Source organism: Pseudomonas sp. SO81 (genome assembly GCF_030374125.1).
Lineage (GTDB): Bacteria > Pseudomonadota > Gammaproteobacteria > Pseudomonadales > Pseudomonadaceae > Aquipseudomonas.
Genome location: NZ_CP126126.1, coordinates 3834109 through 3848219 on the forward strand (window position 1 = coordinate 3834109; position 14111 = coordinate 3848219).

Below are 14111 nucleotides of genomic sequence, written 5' to 3' on the forward strand. Positions count from 1 at the left end.
CCGGCAATCCAGTCATGCTTGGTGCCTGTTCCCTTTCCTGCCGTGGAACCCGCCATGCTTGCACTGATCGCCCAACACCCACTCACCATCGGCGTCGGCCTGCTGCTCGCCGACCTCGCGTGCTGGCGTCTGTTGCCGGCCGAGGCCAAGGTCTTAAGGGTGCTGCTGCGCCTGGGGATCTTCATCGCCTACAGCCTGGCCATCGTCAGCGCCGGGATGAGCCCGCTGCAGCCGCCGCCGTGGAGCGAGCCGGCGCTGAGCATGCTCGGCTCCGCATTGGGTATCGCCTGGTGGCTGCTCTTTGCGCGCACCCTGACCGTGGTGCTCGGCGTGCTGCTGATGCCGCGCAGCGGCCACACCGGGCGCCTGCTGCAGGATGTGCTGGGGGCGGTGATCTTCCTCGCGGCCATAGTCGCGGCGGCGGCCTACATCATGCAGCTGCCGGTCAAGGGCCTGCTGGCCACCTCCGGGGTGGTCGCCATCGTCATCGGCTTGGCCCTGCAGAACACCCTGGGCGACGTGTTCTCCGGCATCGTGCTGAACACCACCAAACCCTATCGCCTGGATGACTGGGTCTCGATCGACGGCATCGAAGGCAAGGTGATCGAGATCGACTGGCGCGCCACTCACCTGCGCACCAGCCAGGGCAGCACCGTGGTGATTCCCAACTCGGTGGCCGCCAAGACCAAGGTTCTCAACCTCAATCGTTCCACCGATATCGAGAACGTCAAACTGAGCATCGGCGTGCCGGTGCAGGTGCGACCCATCCTGGTGCTCGACGCCCTCAACCGCGCCCTGCAGGGTGTCAGTGCGCTGCTGCAGAAGCCCAGGCCGAAGGTGTCGGTCAAGAGCTCCGACCTGAGCATGGTGGAGTATGAAATGAGTGCCTTCGTGGCCGCCGGCAGCAGCTCGAGCGAGGTGCGCAATCAGTTGTTCGACCTCGCTCACCGGCATCTGCAGGCCGCTGGCATTCTGCGTGGCACCGAGCATGACGATGCGCCGCGCAGCCGCCAGCGCGCGCTGCTCGACGACGTGAAGATCTTCCGCACGCTGGATGCCGAGGACAAGGATCGCCTGGCCGAACTGCTGGTGCCGCAGACCTTCAGCAAGGGCCAGGTGGTGCTGGAGGTCGGCGAAGTCAGCGAGCAGTTGCTGCTGATCGGCACCGGCGTCATATCGGCCGCCGTGCCCAATGGCAGCGAAGTGATCGAGGCCGGACGCATGGGCCCCGGCGAGGTCATGGGTGAACAGGGCGTTACCTTCGGCACGCCGTCCGAGGCGCGCTTCACCGCGCTCAGTTCGGGGGTGCTCTACCGTCTCGACAAGGAAGCGCTGCAGGCCTGCCTGGAGCAACGCAGCGAAGTCGGCAGCGCGCTGGCCAAGTTGCAGAGCTTCCGTCAGCAGGCCAGTGCCTCGCTGCTGGAGCAGAAGCCGGTGACGATCAAGAAGGGCAAATTCCTCAGCTGGCTGCAGCGCTCTTGATGCCGTCGAATCGCCGCACTATCACCTCTCGCTCCATCGGCAGCGATGGCAAGCAGCCCTATTCGCTGCTTGCCAGTGACTGGGTCTGATGGAGCGATTCGATATCGAGCGCGAGCGGATTACTCCGCGGCCTGTTCCGCCGCGGTGTCGGCGGCGGGATCCCGGGTAGGTTCCTTCGGCTTCGACTGATTACGCCGTGCCTGCATGCGCTGCCGCTTGGCCTGTTGCTTCGCATGCTGCGCCTGAGTCGCCGTCACCGTGCCAACTGCCTGACCTTGCAGGTCCAGGCGCGGTGCGTTCTCCGTCATGCTGGCCCAGTAGCGGCTGCCCCGGCACCAGGTGGCGAGGCCCAGTTTGAGCTGTTCGGCGGTGATGCCGAGCAGCTCCAGGTGCTGCTCGGCATCCTTGAGAATACCTTCCTTGAGCGGCACCTTGGGCGCCGGATTGACCGGGAAGGCCAGGGGGAAGTGCATCTGCAATCGCCAGATCGCCTCCACCGCAGGATCCTGCTCGCGAGGCTTGGTTGGCTGGGAGGGCTTCCGCCTGCGCGGTTTCGTGCTCTCGGTCTTCACCTGCTCTTTTTCGGCCCGCAGGCGGTCACGTAGCTCAGCTAGTTGCTCAAAACCCATCGTTCAATTCACGGCTCATGGTTGGTTCGAGACGCAAGGTTATCCCATGCCGTCGTTTGAAGCAGGCTAATCAGTCGGCGACTCGACCAGTGACGTGATCGCGGCATCAATTTCGCCCTGTCGTCGGTGCATGCTCGGCCAGCAGCTCCACTACCCAGTCGATGAACACTCGCAGCTTGGCGCTGACATGGCGGTTCGGCGGAAATGCCAGATACATGGGCATCGGCGCCATGTGCCAATCCTCGAACAGCGGCAGCAGCTCGCCGCTGGCCAGGTGCGGCCTGGCCATGTAGTGCGGCAACCAGAGCATGCCCAGGCCGGCGAGACCGGCGGCGAGATAGGCATTGCCGTCGTCGACCGTCAGAAGCGCGCGCCCCTGGGCCTCGATGCGTTCCTCGCCACGCTGCATCGCAATGGGCAGGGCCTTGCCCGTGCGAAACCAGAGGTAGCCGACGGTTGTGTGGCGACCCTCTTCCAGCTCGCGCGGGTGCGCTGGCCGGCCGGCGCGCTGCAGGTAGCTTGGCGCCGCATAGATACCGAGTTGCAGGTCGCCCACATGCCGCGCCACCAGGGATTGGTCGGTGATCTCGCCGCCACGCACCACGCAGTCGACGTTCTCCCCGATGATGTCGACGATGCGATCGCTCACGCCCATCGTCAGCTGGATTTCCGGGTAGCGTGCGTAGAAGCCGGGCAGGGCCGGTATCAGCAGCATGCGCGCCAGCGGGCTGGGCACGTCCACCCGCAGCCGCCCGCGCGGCGCCATCGAGGCGCTGGACAGGCTGGTCTCGGCGTCGTCCAGATCGGCCAGCAGACTGACGACGCGCTCGTAATAGACCGCGCCATCGGCGGTGACGTTGACCTTGCGAGTCGTGCGATTGAGCAGGCGCACGCGCAGCCTGGCCTCCAGTTGCTGGACGAGCTGGGTCACGCTGGTCTTGCTCATGTTCAGGGTGGCGGCCGCCTTGGTGAAACTGCCGGTTTCCACCACTCGGGCGAAGGCCTGCATCGCATTGAAACGGTCCATCTCACGTCTCACTCGGGTCTGGATAGTTTGGATTCTACAAACAGTCATGACCAGAGTTGCTCGTTTATCCAGGCCGGCGGCCTTCCTACAGTGGCTCCATCGTCAACAGCGGGCCGCGATGGCCCCACTGGAGGTATGCCATGAGCAGCAAACGTGATGTCGTTTTCCCCCCTGACCGCCACGCCCTGTACGAGCTGCACCGCTACTCGCCGGCGATTCGCTCCAACGGTTTCCTGTTCGTGTCCGGCCAGGTAGGCAGCCGCAAGGATGGCTCGGCCGAGCCGGACCTCGCCGCGCAGGTGCGCCTGGCCTTTGCCAATCTAAATGCGATCCTGGCCGAGGCCGGCAGCAGCTTCGACGATGTGGTCGACACGACCATCTTCATGGTCGATCCCGACTCGAAGTTCGAGACCATCTGGGAGGTAGCCGCCGAGTACTGGGGCGAAGCGCCTTACCCGACGGTCACCGCCATCGGTGTGACCTGGTTGTCCGGCTTCGACTTCGAGATCAAGGTGATCGCCAAGCTGCCGCGATAGATGCGCTGCCTGCGCAGGTTGAGTCCAACGCAAAAACCGGAGCCCATACGGGCTCCGGTTTTTGTTTATGGGTGGCTCACTTGGCCGCGGTCAGGGCGCTGTAGCTGGTGATCAGGTTGCGGTAGTCCGGGATGTGGTCGGAGCAGATCTTAGCCAGGCCTTCCACGTCGTTGCGCCAGTCGCGGTGCAGCTCGCAGGCCACGGCGAACCAGTTCATCAGCTGCGCGCCGGCCTGGGTCATGCGGCTCCAGGCGGAATCGCGGGTGATCTGGTTGAAGGTGCCGGAGGCATCGGTGACCACGAACACCTCGAAGCCTTCCTCGATGGCCGACAGGGCCGGGAACGCCACGCACACCTCGGTGACCACACCCGCGATGATCAGCTGCTTCTTGCCGGTGGCCTTGATCGCCTTGACGAAGTCCTCGTTGTCCCAGGCGTTGATCTGGCCGGGGCGGGCAATGTAAGGCGCGTCCGGGAACATCTCTTTCAGCTCGGGAACCAGCGGGCCGTTGGGACCGGTTTCGAAGCTGGTGGTGAGGATGGTCGGCAGGTTGAAGAATTTGGCGAGGTCGGCCAGGGCCAGGACGTTGTTCTTGAACTTGTCCGGCTCGATGTCGCGCACCAGGGAGAGCAGACCGGCCTGATGGTCGACCAGCAGAACGGCGGCGTTATCTTTGTCCAGACGGTTGTATTTGAAAGAAGTAGTCATGGTTGCGTTCCTCGCTTTGCAGTTGATGCCGAATGAGCCGGCGGGTGTGTTGGGGTGTTGCTGTGCAGTGCTGACTGCATGGAAGAAAGATTAAATTCAGACCCGTTGATGCACTAGACTGCGAAAATTGCCTCTAGCGTTCTATTTGGAGAACGATCATGGAAGACCTCAACAGCCTCTATTACTTCACCCAGGTCGTTGAGCACGGCGGCTTCGCCCCTGCCGGGCGCGCGCTGGACATGCCCAAGTCCAAGCTTAGCCGGCGCATCGCCCAGCTCGAGGAGCGCCTCGGTGTGCGCCTGCTGAATCGCACCAGCCGGCATCTGTCACTCACCGAGATCGGCCAGGAGTACTACCGGCGCTGCCTGGCGATGCGCGTGGAGGCGGAGGGCGCGGCCGAGGTGGTCGAGCGCAACCGCGCCGAGCCGCGCGGCCTGGTACGCCTGGCGTGCCCCACCACTCTGCTGAATTCCTGGGTCGGGCCGATGCTCAGCCGCTACATGCTCAGGTACCCGCTGGTGGAGCTGTACATCGAGAGCACCAACCGCCGGGTCGACCTGCTCCACGAAGGCTTCGACATCGCCCTGCGGGTACGCTTCCCGCCGTTGGAAAACACCGACATGGTGATGAAGGTGCTGGGCGCCAGCACCCAGTGTCTGGTGGGCCACCCGGATCACCTGGCCAGCCTGCCGCCGGGCTTCCAACCGGAGGACCTGGGCCGGTTGCCGAGCCTGCACTGGGGCGGCACGCAGCGCGACTACCAGTGGGAGCTGCTGCAGGACGAGGCCCGGCTGGTGATCCCGCACCGGCCGCGCATGGTCACCGACGACCTGGTCGCCCTGCGCAACGCCGCGCTGGCCGGCGTGGGCATCGCCCACTTGCCACGGGTATCGGTGCGCGAGGAACTGGCGGACGGCCGGCTGGTGGAGATGCTGCCGGGCTGGACTCCCCGCTGCGGCATCGTCCACGCCATCTTCCCTTCACGCCGCGGCCTGCTGCCGTCGGTGCGCACGCTGATCGACTTTCTTGCCGAGGAGTTCAGTCAGAGCGATATGGCTTGATTGGTCGGGATGGCGAGTAGTGTTCCCTTCTAGCTGGAAACAGACGCTGGTGACAGGCCGCTATTGGCCAGAAGCGGCCCTTCGGGGAGCGCTCTAACTAGAACGCGCTCCTACCGAGCGATGCACCGCCATCGCTAACCGGGCAACTGCGGCCTGCCATCATCCGGAGGCATATTGATCTCGCGTAGCTAGTTGAACCTGCTGCTATCTTGGAAGATGAGTAGCGAGGAGGGGGCCTATGAACCGGAATGAGCTGCGCCGCGTTGACCTGAATCTCCTAGTGGTGTTCGAGACTTTAATGTACGAGAAGAATCTAACTCGTGCTGCGGAGAAACTTTTCCTCGGACAGCCAGCCGTCAGCGCAGCGCTAGCGCGCCTACGTGACCTTTTCGATGACCCGCTTCTTGTCCGAAGTGGTCGCGGATTTGAAGCTACAGCCCGTGCGCTCGCAATATTGAAAGAGCTCCAGCCGGCACTTGATACGATCTCAAGCGCCGTCAGCCGAGCCAGAGAGTTCGATCCGGCGACAAGTCAGGACACCTTCCGAATTGGCCTCTCAGATGATGCTGAGTTTGGACTTTTCCCGGAGTTGCTTAAGCATTTGCGTCAAGAAGCACCGCACGTAACGGTCGTGGTTCGCCGAGTTAACTTCCTGATGCTTCCCCCTATGCTGACGTCCGGGGAGGTTTCCGTAGGGGTCAGCTATACGAAGGACCTGCCTGCAAACGCAAGGCGCAAAAAGTTGCGCGAGATGCGAGTGAAGGTGCTGCGAGGAGATGACAGACCAGGAGCTCTTACTCTAGAGGACTATTGCTCGAGACCCCATGCACTGGTGTCGTTTTCTGGGGATCTTAGTGGCAACATCGACAAGGATTTAGAGCGGGTTGGCGGCTCACGCAACGTAGTGCTGGCCGTGCCGCAATTCAGTGGATTGCGCTGCATATTGCCCGGAACCGAGCTGCTAGCCGCGGTACCCGACTACGCTGCCGCGGCTCTGGTTCAAGGTGCCGACTTACGCGCAGATGATCCACCGTTTCCTACCATTACCTCGGACCTATGCATGGTCTGGAGCGAGGGTACGGACAACGACCCCGCAGAGCGCTGGCTCAGAAGCATGATTTCTCAGCATATGTCGGAATCAAGCTAGGGCTAGCAAGACAGTGTCGCTGCGCAGCTGACTTCGGTCAGATAAACACATAGGTCTGTCACAGGCGGTGGAGCAGGGATCTCAAAGTACAGCTGCGTTATCCAACCTCGATGGAAGGTCGCATGGTTTGCTACGTGGAGAAACATTGCTCCAACAGTCATGTTTCCAGGTTGGCCTGACAGAAAATGGAAATCTAAGGGCATAGCCAGGGAGTCTTCCGTTTGCTGCTTCGCCCATGAGGTGAACCACTCGTTCATTTCCTCCTGGGCTTTGTAAAGGTCAAAAAACTCTGGGTAAGGGACCTCCATCCGAGATTTGTGTCCATGCTCGCGTTGCAGAATATTTCCCTGCCAGATGCGGTCTATTACGTGGACATGGTTGAGGATGCCGATGAAGTTTTTGAGTGGACCAGCGCGCACTTTGACGAGCTCCTCGGGGGGAAGCTCCGCTAGGCTATTTAGCAGTACTTGGTCAGCCCAGCGCTTGTACTGAGCAAAGAGAATGACTGTGTTGGGAGTGATCATCAGGCACCTCTGCGCGGACGGCTATTGAGGCATCAAACCTATCTGCTATAGCGCATGGACCCGATGTAGTCCACTTTTTATCTATACAGCAAACGTCCCGCACGAGCGCTCAGGGATATAAGCCCATTTGTTAGCCTGGCTTCAAAGGCCATACCGATTAGTCATCTTTCTCAAAATCCGCTTTCTATCGAACATGGCCTCCGTCAACGCCATAGGGGCGTATGGCTCGCGCTTATGCAGATTGCTCATGCCGACAGATTGCCACCGGCAGAGGGGGGACAATGGTTCAGAACACAAAACCCCTGGCCTACAGCCAGATCCTGGGCTTCGTTGGTCGGCTATGGCTGAGGCGTCCAGGTCGGTTCTTGCTCGGCGTCCTGCTGACGTTAGCAGCAACTGGATTCGATCTCAGCATGCCGTGGGCGGCTTCAGAACTCATCGACCAGGTTGCCAAGAACGGAGAGACGACGAACATCTGGCAAAGCTGGGCTGTTCTGATCGGCGTTTTCGCAGGCTTTGCAATTAGCCGCAATGTGGCACACCGCCTTTGGATTCCATTGGCTGCGCGCAACATGCAGTCAGTTCTGCTGCAGGGCGTGGAGCACGTGCTGGCTGCTCCGTTTGAGTGGCATGTCTCTCAGTCAACTGGAGAGACGGTTCGTAGACTGCGGCGGGCTATGGAGGGGTACGATGCAGTCACCGATGCAGTGACCATCCACCTCGGGCCAGCGTTGATAGTACTGCTGGGCATCGTTGGAATGATTGGTTGGCGCGAGCCCTTGGCCGGGCTTTTAGCGGCTGCTATTGCGATAGCCTTCGTCTTCAGCAATTTACTGCTGGGCATGCATTGGATCCGTCCGGCTCACCTGCAAGCCAATGCCTCTGATGGACAGTTGAGTGGCGCAGCAGCTGATCTACTGACTGCAGCCACTACGATCAAAAGCTTCCGTGCCGAACGACGCGAGCGCCTGCATATGGCTAAAGTCGCTCAGGGGTGGGGGCAAGCATCGTCCTTGGAGTGGCGACGTTTCGTTGATCTCGGACTGATTCAGAACCTCCTGCTGCTTGCCTTGCTGGCAGGGCTGAGCGGCGTTGCACTTCTGGCATGGTCTGATGGCTCAACTGGGGCTGGCGATGTGGCGTTTGCCGTCACCTCATTCCTGTTGATGGCCGGTTACTTACGCGGGTTTGGAGAAAGCCTTCGAGTCGCTCAGAAGGGACTGGAAGATGCTGCTGACGCCCTGATGCTCAATGCGTTGCCCCAAGAAGCAAATGGTCAAGCTCCAGCTGCGATACAAGCTGCAGAGAACAATCTGCGCGGAGCCGTCTTGTTCGAAAACGTCTCCTTTGCATATCCGAACGCAACTGGGAATCTCATTGAAGGGTTGAGCTTACAAGCCAGTGCTGGTGAGACGATTGCCATTGCCGGTCTCAGCGGATCAGGTAAATCAACAATTGCTCGACTGCTGCAGCGATTCTATGGGCCTCAGTCAGGGCGCATATTCTTGAACGGTCGGGATATCTCCCAGCTCTCCCTCAAAGAACTGCGCAGTCAAATCGCGGTGGTTGATCAAGAGCCAGCACTGCTCTATCGGAGCATCCTGGAAAACATCCGATACTCTCGCCCTAAGGCAAGCACCCATGAGGTCATTGCTGCGGCAAAGGCGGCCTGCGCTCATGACTTCATCATGCAGTTACCCCGCGGTTACGACACGATTGTAGGAGAGCACGGTACGCTGCTGTCTGGCGGGCAACGGCAGCGGTTAGCTATCGCTCGAGCTCTCCTGGCTGATGCACCAGTCCTGATTCTGGACGAAGCAACGTCGGCCCTAGACCAGCAAACCGAAGCACGGGTTCTTCGAGGGATTGCGTCGTACCGCCAAGACCAGACCCGAATTGTAATTGCCCACCGGCCAGCAGCGATTCAGGCGGCAGACAGGGTGCTGTGGTTACAAGACGGAAAGGTGATCGAAACTACCGCAAAGCATGTGCTGGCGATAGCGTCATAGGGGCGTCCATCTCGTCTGAGGAGCGCCCTCACGCTCCGCTCGAAGAAAGTCGATCATCGCCCTGAGCTTTCCTGGAACTCGGCGCCTATCCGGGTAGTACAGGTGCAGAGAGGGAAAGTCGGGACTCCACTCGGGAAGCAGTCTAACCAGTTGGCCTTGCTCGATGAGTGGATCGATGTAGCCATTGATCATGTAGGCAATTCCCAGCCCATCAAGGGCTGCTCGCACGAGGATCTCGGAGTCATTCACTATCATCCGCCCCTTGATCTGCAGCGATAGGACTTCATCACCTCGGGCAAAATCCCACCGTTCAATTTGCCCGCTGGTGGTATGGCGAAATCCGATGCAGTTGTGGTTCAGCAGCTCGCGCGGATGCGCGGGGGTGCCGTTTCTCTCTAGGTAGCCTGGGGAGGCAATCACATGGATCTGCAACGCTGGTCCGACAGGCACTGCCACCATGTCTTTTTCCACTAACTCACCGAAGCGTATCCCCGCATCGAAGCCCTGGCTGACGATATCGACGAGCATATTCTCGGCTCGTATCTCTAAGCTGATTTCCGGGTAGGCTTGCAGGAACCGGCGCAACATCGGCTGCAGAACTATCAGGTACGCGGCCCTCGGAACGTTCAGGCGCAGCATGCCAGCAGGGTGGTCAGCTTCACGCCCCAACTCTTGGGAGGCAGAGGTCAACTGCTCTAGTGCGGGTTGGACTCTCTCTAGATATCGTTCGCCAATCTCGGTCAGGCTGACGCTACGAGTGGTGCGATTGAAGAGGACTAAGCCCAAGCGTTGCTCAAGAGCTCGGATACTTTGGCTTACCGCAGAGGGAGATATGCCTAGCTTAACCGAGGCAGCTGAAAACCCTTTCTCCTCAGCAACAGCGATGAAGGTTATCAGCCCATCCAAGTGATCTTGGCGCATTCGGCTACTCCAACATTAGGTCGATATCAAAGCTCTATGGGCGACAAGCAATTCGTCCTGCCACAGTTGGTGAGTGGCTACCGAGCATCTCGAGCAAAGTCTATGAATGCTTTGAGCGCTGCGGGAACGTGTCTACGGCTCGGATAATAGAGATGAAGGCCTGCGTAGTATGGACACCAGTCATCCAGCACCTGGATCAAGCGACCGTCGGCTATCTGCTCCTTCACCATCTCTTCGAAGACATAGGCTAGGCCAACGCCATGCTCAGCCGGCCCAACCATGAGGCCGACATCATCCAGCGTCAGAGGTCCATCCACCTCGATCTCCTGGGCGATGCCTCCTCTCTCGAATTCCCAGCGGTAGAAATTGCCGCTCGGAAAACGATGTCGGATGCAGGGTAGGCCGTGTAAATCCCCCGGCTTCTGAGGAGCCGGATAGCGTGCAAGCAATGCAGGGGAGCCTACGACTACAGAGCGCATGTTCGGGCCGATGGCGAGAGAAATCATGTCAGCTTCAAGCCGCTCGCCAAAACGCACCCCAGCATCGAACCCCCCTGAAACAACGTCCACCAGAGCGTCGTCAGCGACAATTTCCAGCCGCACGTCTGGGTAGCTTTCAAGGAAGCGACTAGCCAACGGAAGTAGAACTAATTGTGTGGCAGGGCGCCCAGCTGTAATGCGCAATGATCCCGATGGCTTGTCTCGGAAGCTGTTGAGATCTTCGAGTGCATCTGCGATGTCCAGGAATGCCGGACGTACACGTGAGTAGAGACGTTCACCCGCTGCGGTCAGCGCCACGCTACGGGTCGTTCGGTTGAAGAGCCTGACCCCTAGCCGTGCCTCCAACCCGCGTAATGAATGACTTAGGGCAGAGGGCGAAAGGCCTAGCTCAACTGCCGCTCGGCTAAAGCTGAGGTTATTGGCGATGCACAGAAATATCGAAAGGTCAGCGGGAGAGACAGATTTCATATGTGAATATGGCTCACAAGCCCATGCAATTTTGTTGGGATTATCACATCAGTAGCTGAGCCTTAGAGTTGCGTCAACTCATCAAGAAGACCTCGCAATGGTGCAGGGTCCCAAAACGGAGGAGTTGAAATGCGTACTTGGTTCATTACTGGAGCTTCCCGTGGTTTCGGCGCACTTATCGCTGAGCAAGCCCTGCGTATTGGTGACGCTGTCATCGCTACCGCTCGCAATCCGCAAGACGTGGAGAATCGCCTTGGCAACCACCCGAACCTCTTTGCAGTTCGCCTGGACGTCACCAAAGAGGCAGATGCTCATCAGGCAGTCGCTGAAGGCATCAAGCGCTTCGGCCGCATCGATGTACTGATTAACAACGCAGGTTTTGGCGTACTAGGCGCGGTAGAGGAAACCAGTGCTAGCGAAACTGAGCGCCTGTTTTCCACGAACGTCTTTGGCCTTCTCAACGTCACCCGGGCTGTGCTGCCGCATATGCGTCGTCAACGTTCCGGTCACGTGATCAACATCTCTTCCCTGGGTGGCTACTACGCCTATATGGGTTGGGGTGTGTATGGATCTACCAAGTTCGCTGTTGAAGGCATCAGCGAGGCCATGCACCAAGAGTTGACCCCGCTGGGTATCAAAGTGACGGTGGTAGAGCCCGGCTTCTTCCGCACCGATTTCCTTGATGAGCAATCGCTGGTTAAGACCGCTCTGGAGCTGCCCGAATACGACGAGACTGTTGGTGTGATCCGCCGCTTTGCTAAGGCCGCTAACCATGCTCAACCGGGGAACCCCATCAAGCTTGCTGAGGCCATGGTCACGCTGGTGAACGCCCCGAACCCGCCGCTGCGTCTGCCCCTGGGTAGTGACGCTGTCGAGCGAATCAAGGCGAAGCACGAGTTGGTTGAAGCTGAGCTGGCTGAGTGGCGAGAGCTGGCTCTGACCACTGACTTCGCATCCTGAGATCGCCTCTCGGAGGAATGAACATGAAGATGCTGATTTCAATCATGGGGCTGATGATCGCCACTCAAGTTGCGGCTGAAGGCGCTGGGGTTCATTCAGTACATCAAGTACGAATTCTGGATGCTCAGTATCAGGCCAACCAGGAGCTGGATATTGCACAGGTCATCTCTCACAGTGAGATACCAGCAGTCTGCAAGCTTGTTCCTGTCGAGATGGTGTACGAGGACTCTAAAGGTCAACGTCATACCTTGCGGTATCAGGTGATGGGTACAGGATGCCTAGGCTGAGTACGTATCTCTGATAACAAGCACCAGACGTGGAACAGTAATAGAGTCCTGAGTGAAAGCAACGCCCGCATCCGCGGGCGTTTTTTCGTTCGACCCAAAGGCGCTGGCCCACCGCGTAAGTGACACCGTACCGCTAGTGGGCTAGAGACCTTGGGACAAGTGCAGTGAGGTCCTGTATCGAGTCCACATCGCTAAGGATACCTGGGTCACCTGTCTCAACAAGGTGAACGGATTCAGCAAAGCGGTTTAGCACGCTCCGTGCTCCTTGATCCCCTGTTAGCGCACTCAAATGACACCAGAACACTCGGCCAAACAGCACTGGGTGTCCACGGCTGCCGTTGTATGTCGGCACAGTGATTCGATCAGAGGCAGCGTTGCTAAGTAGAAGCATCAGAGACGAACTCTTGATGCCCGGCATGTCGCCTAGGAAAACCGCAAGGCTATCCGCTGCCGATAATCGAGTGATCTGCGTCGCGCCGACGGCCAGGCTATGTCCCATTCCTCGAGCGGTCGCTGGATCCTGGATAACTCGAACGGCGTGCGGCAAGTTCAGATCTCGAGGATCGTCATCTGGGCGTAGTACAAGCCATACCTCCTCCAAATATTGGCTGGGGAGTCGTAGGCTGGCAGAAAGCAAGGTAGTGCCATCGCATACCTCTGCTTTCCTTTTGTCGCTTCCAAATCGCGCGCTACTACCGGCAGCCAGAACCAGTCCAGCTGTCATGCACGGAGCAGAGTGTTTCGTCATGGACTGTTTGTCCTCTGAAGAGCCGCTCGGTGGACCGTCTTTCCACCTTTGTAAATCAAGCACAGTTAGCGACATCTAACTGTGGAAGGAAGCTCGCGACCGGCCGTATATCGCTAATCGGCATTGCACAGTCGGAGCTAATTGCGTTCTGTTCTCATCTAATACTTCGTTACAAATGTCGGTCGTCATACGTTAAGTGAGTACTAGTCTTGACTAGTCAGCGAAGCGGTGGAGGCAAGCTTATGCGAAAAATTGCTTTCGGTATGGCGGTGCTCGGTTCTGTCGGTTTGCAGACCGTTCAAGCACAGGATATTGCCACTCTCCTGCAGGCCAATGCCTGTTCCGCGTGCCATCAACCGGCAACGCGGGTCGTCGGCCCCTCATGGAAGGAAATTGCCGACAAGTATCGTGACGGTAGTAAGACCGCCGCCCAGCTCAGCGAAACCATAAAGACTGGAAGCACCGGGACTTGGGGCGCTGTACCTATGCCGCCTCAAGCTCAATTGAGTGATGCAGACCGAACCAGCATCGCCGAGTGGATTCTGACCAGCAACTGAAGCTGCCTACCAATATAAGCGCCCCACATCGTTAGTGGTGCGGCGCAATCCCCTACCGGTTTAGCGAGGAGGCTGTATGGATCATAAGCTCATGATCAATGGCGCCGAGGTCCAGGTGGACGTCGATCCGGACACTCCATTGTTGTGGGTGCTCCGAGATGTTCTAGGGATGACAGGTACAAAATTCGGTTGCGGAATGGCGTTGTGTGGGGCGTGCACCGTCCATATGAATGGCAATGCTGTTCGCTCCTGCATCATGCCGGTCAGCGCTCTCGTAGGAGCAGAGATCACTACGATCGAGGCTGTTGGTAGCACACCGGTCGGCAAGCGAGTCCAGGAGGCTTGGCTTGCCCACGAGGTGGTGCAGTGTGGCTACTGCCAATCTGGACAGATCATGTCCGCAACGGCTCTGCTGAAAACCAATTCCAACCCTAGCGATAGCGACATCGACAGTGCTATGGCAGGCAACATTTGCCGTTGTGGTACCTATGTAAGGATTCGTGAGGCAATCAAGTCTGCAGCAGAGCCGAGAGCGGAGGGTTGATC

16 protein-coding genes are annotated in these 14111 nt (G+C 59.0%); 9 read left to right on the forward strand and 7 right to left on the reverse strand.

Features of this window, described 5'->3' with window-relative positions; genetic code table 11:
* The first annotated feature begins 54 nt into the window (after window positions 1-54).
* Window positions 55-1482 carry a mechanosensitive ion channel family protein gene (locus tag OH686_RS17985; RefSeq protein WP_289534249.1) on the forward strand — a complete coding sequence of 476 codons (1428 nt, stop codon included), beginning with the start codon at window positions 55-57 and terminating at the stop codon, window positions 1480-1482.
* A 119-nt stretch (window positions 1483-1601) separates the two neighbouring features.
* Here OH686_RS17985 and OH686_RS17990 read toward each other — a convergent pair whose 3' ends face one another.
* Together OH686_RS17990 and OH686_RS17995 are read right to left on the reverse strand one after the other, a co-directional pair.
* On the reverse strand, window positions 1602-2111 hold the full coding sequence (locus OH686_RS17990; RefSeq protein ID WP_289534250.1) for a ProQ/FinO family protein: 510 nt from the start codon (window positions 2109-2111) through the stop codon (window positions 1602-1604).
* 106 nt (window positions 2112-2217) lie between these two features.
* On the reverse strand, window positions 2218-3138 hold the full coding sequence (locus tag OH686_RS17995) for a LysR family transcriptional regulator (protein WP_289534251.1): 921 nt from the start codon (window positions 3136-3138) through the stop codon (window positions 2218-2220).
* Window positions 3139-3278: 140 nt separating this feature from the next.
* Here OH686_RS17995 and OH686_RS18000 point away from each other — a divergent pair, with 140 nt between their 5' ends.
* The gene (locus tag OH686_RS18000; RefSeq protein WP_289534252.1) at window positions 3279-3674 is read left to right on the forward strand and encodes a RidA family protein; all 396 of its coding nucleotides are present in this window, start codon (window positions 3279-3281) and stop codon (window positions 3672-3674) included.
* A 76-nt stretch (window positions 3675-3750) separates the two neighbouring features.
* On the opposite strand, the gene ycaC is transcribed toward OH686_RS18000, so the two are convergent.
* Complete coding sequence (gene ycaC, locus OH686_RS18005) at window positions 3751-4383, reverse strand: isochorismate family cysteine hydrolase YcaC (RefSeq protein WP_289534253.1); 633 nt, start codon at window positions 4381-4383, stop codon at window positions 3751-3753.
* A gap of 158 nt (window positions 4384-4541) precedes the next feature.
* Here ycaC and OH686_RS18010 point away from each other — a divergent pair, with 158 nt between their 5' ends.
* Complete coding sequence (locus OH686_RS18010; protein ID WP_289534254.1) at window positions 4542-5444, forward strand: LysR substrate-binding domain-containing protein; 903 nt, start codon at window positions 4542-4544, stop codon at window positions 5442-5444.
* Window positions 5445-5682: 238 nt separating this feature from the next.
* The gene (locus tag OH686_RS18015) at window positions 5683-6591 is read left to right on the forward strand and encodes a LysR substrate-binding domain-containing protein (RefSeq protein WP_289534255.1); all 909 of its coding nucleotides are present in this window, start codon (window positions 5683-5685) and stop codon (window positions 6589-6591) included.
* Window positions 6592-6593: 2 nt separating this feature from the next.
* Here the strand turns inward: OH686_RS18015 and OH686_RS18020 are convergent, their stop codons facing one another.
* On the reverse strand, window positions 6594-7115 hold the full coding sequence (locus tag OH686_RS18020; RefSeq protein WP_289534256.1) for a DinB family protein: 522 nt from the start codon (window positions 7113-7115) through the stop codon (window positions 6594-6596).
* 365 nt (window positions 7116-7480) lie between these two features.
* On the opposite strand from OH686_RS18020, the gene OH686_RS18025 reads away from it, so the two are divergent.
* Complete coding sequence (locus OH686_RS18025; protein WP_289534257.1) at window positions 7481-9124, forward strand: ABC transporter ATP-binding protein; 1644 nt, start codon at window positions 7481-7483, stop codon at window positions 9122-9124.
* Here OH686_RS18025 and OH686_RS18030 read toward each other — a convergent pair.
* Entirely contained in the window at window positions 9119-10045 is a 927-nt protein-coding gene (locus OH686_RS18030) for a LysR family transcriptional regulator (protein WP_289534258.1), read from the reverse strand. The genes OH686_RS18025 and OH686_RS18030 overlap by 6 nt on opposite strands.
* Before the next feature lie 77 nt (window positions 10046-10122).
* On the reverse strand, window positions 10123-11013 hold the full coding sequence (locus OH686_RS18035; RefSeq protein ID WP_289534259.1) for a LysR family transcriptional regulator: 891 nt from the start codon (window positions 11011-11013) through the stop codon (window positions 10123-10125).
* Window positions 11014-11142: 129 nt separating this feature from the next.
* Here OH686_RS18035 and OH686_RS18040 point away from each other — a divergent pair, with 129 nt between their 5' ends.
* Together OH686_RS18040 and OH686_RS18045 are read left to right on the forward strand one after the other, a co-directional pair.
* A complete protein-coding gene (locus OH686_RS18040; RefSeq protein ID WP_289534260.1) occupies window positions 11143-11973 on the forward strand; it encodes an oxidoreductase in 831 nt (276 codons plus the stop codon).
* Window positions 11974-11996: 23 nt separating this feature from the next.
* Entirely contained in the window at window positions 11997-12260 is a 264-nt protein-coding gene (locus OH686_RS18045) for a DUF2790 domain-containing protein (protein WP_354005258.1), read from the forward strand.
* A 133-nt stretch (window positions 12261-12393) separates the two neighbouring features.
* Here the strand turns inward: OH686_RS18045 and OH686_RS18050 are convergent, their stop codons facing one another.
* Window positions 12394-13083, reverse strand: a complete 690-nt coding sequence (locus OH686_RS18050; RefSeq protein WP_354005259.1) for a nucleotidyltransferase family protein — start codon at window positions 13081-13083, stop codon at window positions 12394-12396.
* Between the two features lie 167 nt (window positions 13084-13250).
* On the opposite strand from OH686_RS18050, the gene OH686_RS18055 reads away from it, so the two are divergent.
* A complete protein-coding gene (locus tag OH686_RS18055; protein WP_289534261.1) occupies window positions 13251-13565 on the forward strand; it encodes a c-type cytochrome in 315 nt (104 codons plus the stop codon).
* 76 nt (window positions 13566-13641) lie between these two features.
* On the forward strand, window positions 13642-14109 hold the full coding sequence (locus OH686_RS18060) for a (2Fe-2S)-binding protein (RefSeq protein ID WP_289534262.1): 468 nt from the start codon (window positions 13642-13644) through the stop codon (window positions 14107-14109).
* The last annotated feature ends 2 nt before the right edge of the window (window positions 14110-14111 follow it).

What these genes read in the sequence shown, in the direction of transcription:
- OH686_RS17995 (WP_289534251.1), bottom strand. Translation starts at nt 3,138, where the DNA reads ATGGACCGTTTCAATGCGATGCAGGCCTTCGCCCGAGTGGTGGAAACC.
- OH686_RS18055 (WP_289534261.1), top strand. Translation starts at nt 13,251, where the DNA reads ATGCGAAAAATTGCTTTCGGTATGGCGGTGCTCGGTTCTGTCGGTTTG.
- OH686_RS18010 (WP_289534254.1), top strand. Translation starts at nt 4,542, where the DNA reads ATGGAAGACCTCAACAGCCTCTATTACTTCACCCAGGTCGTTGAGCAC.
- OH686_RS18030 (WP_289534258.1), bottom strand. Translation starts at nt 10,045, where the DNA reads ATGCGCCAAGATCACTTGGATGGGCTGATAACCTTCATCGCTGTTGCT.
- OH686_RS17990 (WP_289534250.1), bottom strand. Translation starts at nt 2,111, where the DNA reads ATGGGTTTTGAGCAACTAGCTGAGCTACGTGACCGCCTGCGGGCCGAA.
- ycaC (WP_289534253.1), bottom strand. Translation starts at nt 4,383, where the DNA reads ATGACTACTTCTTTCAAATACAACCGTCTGGACAAAGATAACGCCGCC.
- OH686_RS18040 (WP_289534260.1), top strand. Translation starts at nt 11,143, where the DNA reads ATGCGTACTTGGTTCATTACTGGAGCTTCCCGTGGTTTCGGCGCACTT.
- OH686_RS18020 (WP_289534256.1), bottom strand. Translation starts at nt 7,115, where the DNA reads ATGATCACTCCCAACACAGTCATTCTCTTTGCTCAGTACAAGCGCTGG.
- OH686_RS18060 (WP_289534262.1), top strand. Translation starts at nt 13,642, where the DNA reads ATGGATCATAAGCTCATGATCAATGGCGCCGAGGTCCAGGTGGACGTC.
- OH686_RS18000 (WP_289534252.1), top strand. Translation starts at nt 3,279, where the DNA reads ATGAGCAGCAAACGTGATGTCGTTTTCCCCCCTGACCGCCACGCCCTG.
- OH686_RS17985 (WP_289534249.1), top strand. Translation starts at nt 55, where the DNA reads ATGCTTGCACTGATCGCCCAACACCCACTCACCATCGGCGTCGGCCTG.
- OH686_RS18035 (WP_289534259.1), bottom strand. Translation starts at nt 11,013, where the DNA reads ATGAAATCTGTCTCTCCCGCTGACCTTTCGATATTTCTGTGCATCGCC.
- OH686_RS18050 (WP_354005259.1), bottom strand. Translation starts at nt 13,083, where the DNA reads ATGTCGCTAACTGTGCTTGATTTACAAAGGTGGAAAGACGGTCCACCG.
- OH686_RS18015 (WP_289534255.1), top strand. Translation starts at nt 5,683, where the DNA reads ATGAACCGGAATGAGCTGCGCCGCGTTGACCTGAATCTCCTAGTGGTG.
- OH686_RS18045 (WP_354005258.1), top strand. Translation starts at nt 11,997, where the DNA reads ATGAAGATGCTGATTTCAATCATGGGGCTGATGATCGCCACTCAAGTT.